Genomic DNA, 9,702 nt, shown 5'->3' with positions numbered 1-9,702 from the left:
TTTACGCTTGTTGAAAGGGGTTAATCGCAACCCAGTGCTTTTCCACATATGCAATACACGAAGCCCGTGTATCCGGTCCATGCTGAACATCCCACCCCGATGGCACCTGATGTTGAGCAGGCCATAAACTGAACTCACCTTGTTGATTTTTTAAAACCTGAAAAGACAAACTTTCGTTATCGAAAGGATTAATATAGTTTTCCTGTAAGTTGCTCATGATATTGTTATCCTTGATGAAACAAATGGTTATAGTGAAAGAATTTTTTGCAATGCCTTAAGCAAGTCGGTACGCCAGTTCACGGCATCATGTCCGCCTGAAAAACTGTGAAAGCTCACTTGATTGAATGATTGCAATTGTTGATAAAGCTGTAGGGCATCGTCCCGCATATCGGTTTCATACGTGCCGGCACTGATATAAATTTGAGTTGTTTTTGATAATGGATGAGATAGGTTTTGAAGCAGTTCTAAAATATTCCCTTTATATTTTTGACCTAACGTACTGTTCGAAAAATCTGACCACCAATAAGATCCAGACTGTAAAATCAGAGAAGTAAAAATGGTCGGGAACAACAAGGTGCTATGTAAAGCGCATAATCCACCTAAACTTTGACCACATAAGGTAATGTCTGTTTTAGAAATAAAGGAATATTCTTTTAGAAGCGTTTCAATAAGTTCATAAACCAACGCCTGACTAAATGCATCATGACAACCATAATCTTGTTGGCGTTGTTGACTATTTAAACTATGAACAAAAACATAAACTGCTGGGCGAATCTTATCTGAAACAGTTAAATGCTGAAGATCGGGAATAATCGGAAGCTCTCGGCTCCAGATTTGGCCATCAAGCAAAATGATGAGTGGCAAGTCTTCTTGAGTTGATTGATGACTAATAAAAACGTCGACTAAATAGTCCTGCTGGCATAAGCGACTTGACCATTGAAATGTTTTTGTAATCGGGCAATCGGCTATTAAAGATTTCGTGTTTTCAAGTTGAATTTGATTGATATATCGAGCCAGATGTCCCGTGTAAAACCGATGTTGATTGAATGGATCAATTTGAGCATTCTGTTTAAGCTGGGTTTGCCACCATGCGCGTCGTGTTGCTGCACAATCTGTGTCTGGGGCCTCCTCACTAGATATCACGACCACATAACTACCAGCCCAAGCTAGAGGCAACTCTATTTCAAAAAAGTACACATCTGTCCCAGCTACACGGCTAAAACGATTCCACTTTTGATAGATAGAAGGGCTTTGTGAATAGATATCGATATAAACAAAAAGGCTTTCTTTGAGTTCAGAACTACGCCAAATAAAGGTACATAGCGCTTTATTTCTTTGTAGGTTGACCAGCGGGCTACCTAGTTTTTTTACGGTATTCCACCAGACTTCACTCCCAACATTGAGCTGTTGAAATAGGGGATGTAAGGGTTGAGAAAATGGCTTCATTTTGAGTCCATCTCGACAAGAAAGCGCGGTCAAATTATCAGAATGATTCTCATTAGTAAATGAAAACAATTATCATTATAATCAATAAAAAAATATGTGTTTTGCTAATATTAATTAAAAACAATAGCTTAAGTGAGATTTATGGTTAATAAATAACTTGTTTTAGATTGTAATCTTATGTTTGATATTTATCGCACTTGATAATAATGATAATTATTTGCAATTATGTGGCGCAATTTAATATTCGAGTCAAACTGGAGTAAAACATGAGCTCTACCATCGTAGTCACAGGTGCTGCAAGAGGTATTGGAGCTGCTATTGCAAAAAAATTATTGCAGCAAGGGTATCAAGTCATCGGCATCGACCGACAGGAAAACCCAGAACAATGGGAAATTACTCAAAAGCTACAAGAACGTGAAATTTCACGTTGGCAAGGCTTTCAGCAAGATATTACTGATCAAGAAACAACAGCAAAACTCATTAACAATATTTTAAACAAATATAGCGTGACGGGTTTAGTGAATGCGGCGGGCGTTTTGATTATGCGTTCTATGCTTGAAGCAAAAACAGAAGACTGGCAAACACTTTTCGCAGTAAATGTCATGGCACCTATTGCGATTAGTCAACAACTGGCCAAGCATTTTTGTGAAAAAAAGCAGGGAAGTATTGTCACGATTAGCTCAAATAGTTCACGGATGCCACGTATACAACTTGGCATGTATGCAACTACAAAAGCTGCATTGAGCCATTACTGCCGTAATCTTGCGCTTGAAATTGCACCTCATCAAGTCAGGCTTAATATTGTTTCACCAGGCTCTACGCTAACTCAAATGCAGCAGCAGCTTTGGACAGATAATTCGCCTCCGCCTGCGGTAATCGATGGAGATTTAAGCCAATACCGTACAGGCATTCCCTTAAGGAAATTAGCCCAACCTGAAGATATTGCCAATACGGTGAGTTTTTTACTTTCTGATCAGGCCGCACAAATTACCATGCAAGAAATTGTGGTTGATGGAGGAGCCACTTTAGGCGTTTAAACATCCATTCATTACAACAAAATAACTGATAAGGAGTTGCGAGATGTCGGCACAGCATCCGTATTTTATCCAACGAGAAAATTTTACTGAAAGCCGCGTTGCACTAGCGCAAGAAATTTTAAATTGTGGAAATGACGCAGGTTTTATTTTTACCACGCCAGAATACACCATCAATAGTCATCAAAAATTACGAGATATTCAAGTCGCTAAAAATAGCTTTTTAAAAGATTGGTTAGATGAAGCGCGAACTCAATTACAGCATGCAATAAATGACGGTTATAAAGACGTCAAAATTATGGGTGGACTACCATTTTGCTCTGCAGCCGATGTCAATTTAATGCTCATGCAAAATGCAAAAATCTATCAGAAAGTACTCTATGTACAATCTGATATCGATTTTGGTTTTTTATCTTTAGAAAAGGCGGATTATTTCCCTTTAGGTGAACATTACCAACAGCAAGTTGAGTATTTAGTTCAACAAATGCAAGCAAAAAAACTCGATAAAGCCGTACTTGCTCGTATTTTACAACTTGAATTTGAACAAAATATTCCCGTCTCGGACTTATTTTATAACTTAGCTAAGCATAATCCCGAAGGCTATAACTATGCAGTCGCGAGGCATCCTCAAAGTGAAGGATGGTTTGTCGGTGCAAGCCCCGAACTTTTAATTGCAAAGCAAAATACAAAAATCTGGAGTAAACCGGTTGCTGGCACATTGGCTCGTGATGACGATCCAACCCTAGACCAAAATAATGCCAGAGCGTTACTGGCTTCACAAAAAGATCAACATGAGCATGCACTCGTCATCGAAATGATTGCCGATGAGCTCACACCTTTTTGCAAGCAATTACAAGTACCTAAACAACCATCCCTCATTCGTACCAAACGCCTTTGGCACTTGGCATCCCATATCACCGGCGAACTTAAGAAAGCCGATACCCATGTTTTTGACTTAATTGAACGCTTACACCCAACACCCGCAATATGTGGGGAGCCTAGTCCAATTGCTAAAGAATTAATTCAACAACTTGAACCATTTAACCGTGAATTATTTGCAGGAACTATGGGCTGGGCAGATGAACAAGGTAATGGTGAATGGTCGGTGACTGTTCGCTGTGCCCGAATTTATCAAAATATTGCCCGTTTATTTGCTGGTGCAGGGATTGTAGAAGCATCTCGTCCGCAAGCTGAACATGCTGAAACTGCCGCTAAATTTCGCACTGTGCTGGACGGATTCCAGATTTCACCCAATCAATTGCCAATACAAGGACCAAACACATGACAACACAGGTTTATCTGGATGGCGCCGTGCCATATCCAGCAGAGTTTGCTGAGATTTACCGTAAAAAAGGTTATTGGCTTGGGCAAAACTTGAGTGATTTCTTGCGTGAAAGTGCTCAAAAATACCCAGAAAATATTGCTGTATATGATGGGGATAAAGCCGTCAGTTACGCTCAATTTGATTATTTAGTTGATTACTGTACCAGCCACTTATATCAACATGGACTAAGAGCGGGTGATAAAGCGGTTGTACAGATGCCGAATTACTATCAGTTCTATGTTTTATTTTTTGCACTGATTCGGCTGGGTGCTTTACCTGTGATGTCTTTACCTGCACATCGCTATGCAGAACTCAGCAGTTTTTTTAAACAAACCCAAGCAAAAGCTTATTTCTGTGCTGATTTTGGTGCACAAAAATTTGACTACCGAGAGCTTGCCGAAAAGCTTCAGCAAACTGCTCCTTTCTTACAACATATATTTGTCCTTGGAAATGCCGACAAATTTGTAGCTATTCAAGATCTATTAAAAGAAACCCATATTTCAGATGAGGCGATTTCGTCAACTACGGCAGATCAGGTTGCTTTCTTACAACTTTCAGGTGGAAGTACCGGTGTTCCTAAACTGATTCCACGTACCCATGACGACTACTTATATAGCGTACGCGAAAGCGCAAAAATCTGCCGTCTCAATCAGTCATCACGCTTACTCATGGTTTTACCCGCGGCACATAACTTTTCAATGAGTTCGGCTGGTTCTTTAGGCATTTTTTATTCGGGTGGTGCTGTGGTTTTAGGAACTGATCCAAGTCCTGAAACTGCTTTTTCATTAATCAAAAAACACGGTGTGACTGATGCTTGCTTGGTTCCTGCTTTGGTTCGCCCATGGATGGATAAAGCGGCAAAAGATAAAGATCCAATATTGTCGACTCTTCGTTGCTTGCAAGTCGGAGGAGCGCGTTTACCCGATGCAGTTGCCACACGCTTGATTGATGAGTTCCAAGTCAATCTACAACAAGTTTTTGGCATGGCTGAAGGACTGGTGAATTACACCCATTCTGACATGACGAAAGAGCAAATTATTCATACCCAAGGTTTAAAAATTTCGCAAGATGATGAAATTTTAGTACTGGATGATAATGATCAGCCAGTAGATGCTGGAGAGGTAGGGCATTTGCTGACTCGTGGGCCTTATACCATTCGCGGCTATTATCAAGCACCTGAGCACAATGCACACTCTTTTACACCGGATGGTTTTTATCGAACAGGCGATTTAGTGCGTATTCGCGAAGATGGCTGCATTGTGGTAGAAGGGCGTTCAAAAGAACAAATCAATCGTGCTGGTGAGAAAATTGCGACTGAAGAGGTTGAACAAGCTTTATTAACTCACCCACAAATTCGCTTAGCAGCACTGGTTGCTATGCCTGATGAGATTATGGGGGAAAAAAGTTGTGCCTTTATTGCATGGCAAGCACAAAGTGATGACCCAAGCCAAATTCGCCTTGCAATGTCAGTTCGTCAACATCTGAAAGACTATGGACTTGCTACCTACAAAATTCCCGATCGGGTCGAATTTCTCGAGCAATTTCCATATACAGCCTTTGGAAAAATCGACAAAAAAAGATTACGTCAACAACTTGAAACTAACACCAATGTTCTTGCTTAAAGATAAAAAAGGAAAAATTTGATGAGTATTCCTAAAATTGCTAGTTACAGCATGCCACAAGCCCACGAATTTACGGCGAATAAAACATCTTGGCAGTTGCATACCAATCGCGCTGTTTTATTAGTACATGATATGCAGCAATATTTTTTAGATTTTTATGATCAAACTCAAGCGCCTATTCCAGAGCTTATTAAAAATACCAAAGAACTAATTGAAACTGCGCGTAAGTTTAATATCCCTGTGGTCTATACGGCACAGCCCGGTAACCAGACACCGGAACATCGCCAGTTATTAACTGACTTTTGGGGAACTGGCCTAAAAGATGATCCAAAAATTACTCAAATTTTGCCGGAAATTTCTCCTCAAAAAAATGATACTGTCTTAACAAAATGGCGTTATAGCGCATTTAAGTTTTCTCCACTTGAACAACTCATGCGTGAGTCAAACCGTGACCAGCTCATCATTTGTGGTGTTTATGCTCATATTGGCTGCCTTATGAGTGCAGCGGAAGCCTTTATGCTAAATATCCAGCCGTTCTTATGTGGAGATGCGCTCGCTGATTTTAGCCGTGAAGAACACGATATGGCTTTAAAATACACAAGTACACGTTGTGGGCAAGTGATGACAACTCAACAGGTCACACGAGCTTGGGCGCTTGAACAAGCGGCATCACCCCTTACTCAAGAAGGTATTGTTTTGGCGGTGAGCGAACAGCTTCAGATTCCTGCATCAGACATTCAGTTAAATGATGATTTGCTCATGCTTGGGCTTGATTCGGTACGACTCATGACATTAGTGGGTAAATGGCAAGCTTACGGCGCACAGGTAAGCTTTGAAGATTTGGCTGAACAACCAACCTTAGAAGTTTGGATTGATAAGCTAGTCGCTTAAATTGAAAGAATAAAAAAATGGCAGATTTAATATCTGCCATTTTTTATTTTAATCTTTAAAAGGAGATATTATCCTTTTTTATACGGCTGTTAAATCTCAAAGTTCGGCTCAACCATAGTTTGCTCATTGACCACTGAAAACTCGGTAAACGATGAACCACAACAAACAAGAACACAGTAAATAGCGGTACCAGTAATGTACCAAACACAACACTACCAAATACACTCATTCCAATTTCATATCTACTCGCAGCGCCTGCACCAGTTGCAAAAATCAAAGGAACCACACCCGCACCAAAGGCTAGAGATGTCATCAGAATCGGACGTAAACGCAGTTTCAAAGCCTCACTTGCTGCATCGATTTTACTTTTTCCTTGTTTGAGTGCTTGAGTCGCAAACTCAACAATGAGAATCGCATTTTTACAAGATAAGCCAATACCTGTTAATAGGGCAATTTGAAAGTAAACATCGTTAGGTAACTTAAAAACCCAAGCAAAAATAATAGTGCCTGTAATGCCTAAGGGAAGCCCTAGTAAAATAATAAAAGGAACTTTCCAGCTTTCATACAAGGCAGCCAAACATAAGAAAATAAACAAAATAGAAATGAGATATAAATAGATCGCTTGGCGGTTAGATTGTTGCTCTTGTAAAGAAAGACCGCTCCATGCGACATCTATACCAGACTGTTTACCGACCATATCACTTAACTGTTGCATTGCCTGACCTGAGCTAAAGCCTGGACTTACATTGGCTTCAAGTTGAATGGCAGTTAGTCCCATAAATCGGGTAAGAGCTTCTGGGCCACCTGTCCACTGACTTTGCGCAAAATGGGCGAGAGAAAGCATGCCACCTGAGTTATTTCGCACATGCCAATATGCTAAATCTTCGGGTTTAGAACGGAATTCTGCATCGCCTTGCATAATGATTCTCTTAATTCGACCTCGTTCAACAAAATCGCCCACATAATTTCCACCCCAAGCCGTCGATAGGGTTGAACGAATTGCTTGTTGGTCAATTCCTAACATTTTGGCTTTATTTTGGTCGAGTTGAATAAATACTTCGGCTTTATCTTCACTCACAAGCGGGTTTAGATTTTCAAAGGCCGAATAATTCTGAGATTCTTTTTCTAAGGCTTTATATTGTTTAATTAATTCATCGCGCCCTTGACCATTTACATCTCTAAGCCAAAGTTCTAAAGCATCAGACTGACCTAAACCAGATACACTTGGCGGCATTCCTACCATGACTTTAGCGGGTAAGTTCTTTTGTAAATATGCTTGGGCACGTTCACGAATAGCACTTGCCGTATTGGCTTCACCTTTGCGTTCATTCCAGTGTTTGAGTGAAACAAAGGCCATACCCAAATTTGGACCGCTCCCTGAAAAGTTTTGCCCATTTACGACCAGTACGGTATTAACATTTTTGCTTTCATGTTCAAAAAAATAATTATTGACGAGCCTTCCAATTTCTTCCGTCTGGCTCATTGAAGCACTGTTATGCAAACTATAAGGCACAGCCAGCAGTCCTTGATCTTCATTTGGAATAAAGCTTGTAGGCAAGCTGCGGTAAATCATAAATAAAATAACCGCTATGCCCACAACCAATAGACTGGAAAATACTTTAAATTGAGTTAAGCGAACCGATAAAAAACTAAAAGCTGATCTGACTTTTTGAAGAGCAAGCTCAAGTACCTGTCCCCATTTGGGTTTTTTATTATGTTTTTTTAATAGAACTGCGCACATCGCAGGTGTAATGGTCATGGCTACAAATAGCGATAACAACATAGCTGCTGCTAATGTAATAGAAAACTGACGGTAAATCATACCTGTCGAACCACTAAAAAAAGCCATTGGGATAAATACCGCGGTTAAGACCAGCGTAATACCCACCAATGCACCGCTAATCTCTTGCATCGACATTAAACAAGCTTCACGTACACTTAGTTGTTGTTCGTGCATAAGCCGTTCAACATTTTCCACAACTACAATCGTATCATCAACCAATAATCCAATTGCTAAAACCAGTGCAAATAGCGTAAGCGTGTTAATGCTCAACCCAAAGAGATATAACACTACAAATGTGCCACTAATGACGATCGGAACGGTAATCGTTGGAATAAGAGTTGCACGCCAATTTTGCAAAAAGAGATACATGACAATAACGACAAGTACGATTGCTTCAAGCAAAGTGATCATGACCTGCTTAATAGATTCTTCGATAAATGGCGTATTGTCTCGTGGATAAACGACTTTATATCCAGCTGGTAAATGCTGGCTAAGCTGAGCCATTTTTTCTTTAATAAGAGCAGAAGTCTCGATTGCATTGGCATCAGGGCTTAGAGAAATTCCTAAACCTGCCGATGGATAGCCATTAAGCGTATTAATACTTTCGTAATTTTCTGCCCCTAATTCGACTCTCGCGACATCTTTTAAATAAACAAGGCTACCGTCAACATTTGCTTTAACCACCACCGATTTAAAGTCATCTATTGTTTTTAAACGTGAACCTGCTTTTACTTTTGCATAGATATTTTGGTCAGAAGCAGAGGGCATTGCACCAATCGAACCCGCAGCAATCTGAGTATTATAATCTTCGAGGGCCTTTTCAATATCACTCGGTACAAGTTGATAATTTCTAAGCTGATTTGGATTTAACCAAATGCGCATGGCATAGCTTGAACCAAAAACATTAACTTCACCAATGCCTTGCAGCTGACTTAAAGGTTGTTCAAAGTGATTCACCATATAATCAGACAAATCAATATTGCTGGTTTTACCAGTTTCATCATATAGCCCCACAATAAGTAGCATATCGCCCGTGGTTTTCCATATGTTTACACCTTGTCTTTGAACTTCCTCAGGTAAACGGTTTAAAGCACCATTAATTCGGTTTTGGACTTGGAGCTGCGCTTTATCGATATCTGTGCCAATTTTAAAGTGAATATCAATGCTGCTCGTTCCGGACGATTCACTATGGGATGTAAAGTACAGCAAATTATCCAGACCTTTTATTTGTTGTTCTAAAATTTGGGTCACACTTTCTTCTACAGTGTCAGCAGCTGCACCACGGTAGTTCGCGACAACAGTGACACCCGGTGGTGCAAGGTTCGGATAGCGTTCGACCGGCATGGCTAAAGTGGCAAAAAAACCAAAAATAAGAATAGTAATTGCAATGACAGAAACAAAAATAGGGTGATAGATAAAAAATCGAGAGAGCATTGTTATGTCTACTTTAAGATTGTTTTAAATAGGTTTTTAGGCACACGAAAGTGCCATGGTAACGCTTTTTTAAATCACAAACAATAATGATTATCATTATATAACTAATAATTATTTTTATCTTGAACAGTAAAAGTCATAAGTATATGATGCTCGGCACATCATAAA

General features: G+C 39.9%; 7 protein-coding genes and 1 pseudogene. 5 read left to right on the top strand and 3 right to left on the bottom strand.

Translation table 11 applies throughout. The features are described from left to right. Window position 1: 1 nt before the first annotated feature. Both F968_RS09150 and fes read right to left on the bottom strand, forming a co-directional pair. On the bottom strand, window positions 2–217 hold the full coding sequence (locus F968_RS09150) for an MbtH family protein (protein ID WP_003651732.1): 216 nt from the start codon (window positions 215–217) through the stop codon (window positions 2–4). A gap of 29 nt (window positions 218–246) precedes the next feature. Then, window positions 247–1,446, bottom strand: coding sequence for an enterochelin esterase (gene fes, locus F968_RS09145; RefSeq protein ID WP_004792428.1), 1,200 nt, complete (start codon window positions 1,444–1,446; stop codon window positions 247–249). Window positions 1,447–1,712: 266 nt separating this feature from the next. On the opposite strand from fes, the gene F968_RS09140 reads away from it, so the two are divergent. The 5 genes and pseudogenes from F968_RS09140 (at window position 1,713) to F968_RS20625 (ending at window position 6,317) form a co-directional block, all read left to right on the top strand. Further along, window positions 1,713–2,483 (top strand): SDR family oxidoreductase, encoded by a 771-nt coding sequence (locus F968_RS09140; RefSeq protein ID WP_004792425.1) that lies wholly within the window; start codon window positions 1,713–1,715, stop codon window positions 2,481–2,483. A 43-nt stretch (window positions 2,484–2,526) separates the two neighbouring features. After that, the gene (locus tag F968_RS09135) at window positions 2,527–3,765 is read left to right on the top strand and encodes an isochorismate synthase (protein ID WP_004792424.1); all 1,239 of its coding nucleotides are present in this window, start codon (window positions 2,527–2,529) and stop codon (window positions 3,763–3,765) included. After that, window positions 3,762–5,426: a (2,3-dihydroxybenzoyl)adenylate synthase gene (locus tag F968_RS09130; RefSeq protein WP_004792418.1), complete on the top strand. Its 1,665-nt coding sequence runs from the start codon at window positions 3,762–3,764 to the stop codon at window positions 5,424–5,426. Before F968_RS09135 ends, F968_RS09130 begins: the two co-directional genes overlap by 4 nt. Before the next feature lie 21 nt (window positions 5,427–5,447). Further along, window positions 5,448–6,098 (top strand): annotated as a pseudogene (locus tag F968_RS09125) (isochorismatase family protein); the annotation flags it as partial. Between the two features lie 30 nt (window positions 6,099–6,128). Then, window positions 6,129–6,317, top strand: a complete 189-nt coding sequence (locus tag F968_RS20625; RefSeq protein ID WP_235823111.1) for a phosphopantetheine-binding protein — start codon at window positions 6,129–6,131, stop codon at window positions 6,315–6,317. Window positions 6,318–6,372: 55 nt separating this feature from the next. On the opposite strand, the gene F968_RS09120 is transcribed toward F968_RS20625, so the two are convergent. Beyond that, on the bottom strand, window positions 6,373–9,534 hold the full coding sequence (locus tag F968_RS09120; protein ID WP_004792415.1) for a multidrug efflux RND transporter permease subunit: 3,162 nt from the start codon (window positions 9,532–9,534) through the stop codon (window positions 6,373–6,375). Window positions 9,535–9,702: the final 168 nt, after the last annotated feature.

The sequence above is a fragment of the Acinetobacter sp. NIPH 817 genome, from assembly GCF_000368405.1.
GTDB lineage: Bacteria > Pseudomonadota > Gammaproteobacteria > Pseudomonadales > Moraxellaceae > Acinetobacter.
Note: the sequence above shows the minus strand (reverse complement) of the source record. Positions and strands in the feature narration are given on the sequence as shown.

Bases quoted from the DNA above. Each gene is read 5' to 3' on its own strand.
- F968_RS09135 (WP_004792424.1), top strand. From the start codon at position 2,527: ATGTCGGCACAGCATCCGTATTTTATCCAACGAGAAAATTTTACTGAA.
- F968_RS09130 (WP_004792418.1), top strand. From the start codon at position 3,762: ATGACAACACAGGTTTATCTGGATGGCGCCGTGCCATATCCAGCAGAG.
- F968_RS09140 (WP_004792425.1), top strand. From the start codon at position 1,713: ATGAGCTCTACCATCGTAGTCACAGGTGCTGCAAGAGGTATTGGAGCT.
- fes (WP_004792428.1), bottom strand. From the start codon at position 1,446: ATGAAGCCATTTTCTCAACCCTTACATCCCCTATTTCAACAGCTCAAT.
- F968_RS09120 (WP_004792415.1), bottom strand. From the start codon at position 9,534: ATGCTCTCTCGATTTTTTATCTATCACCCTATTTTTGTTTCTGTCATT.
- F968_RS09150 (WP_003651732.1), bottom strand. From the start codon at position 217: ATGAGCAACTTACAGGAAAACTATATTAATCCTTTCGATAACGAAAGT.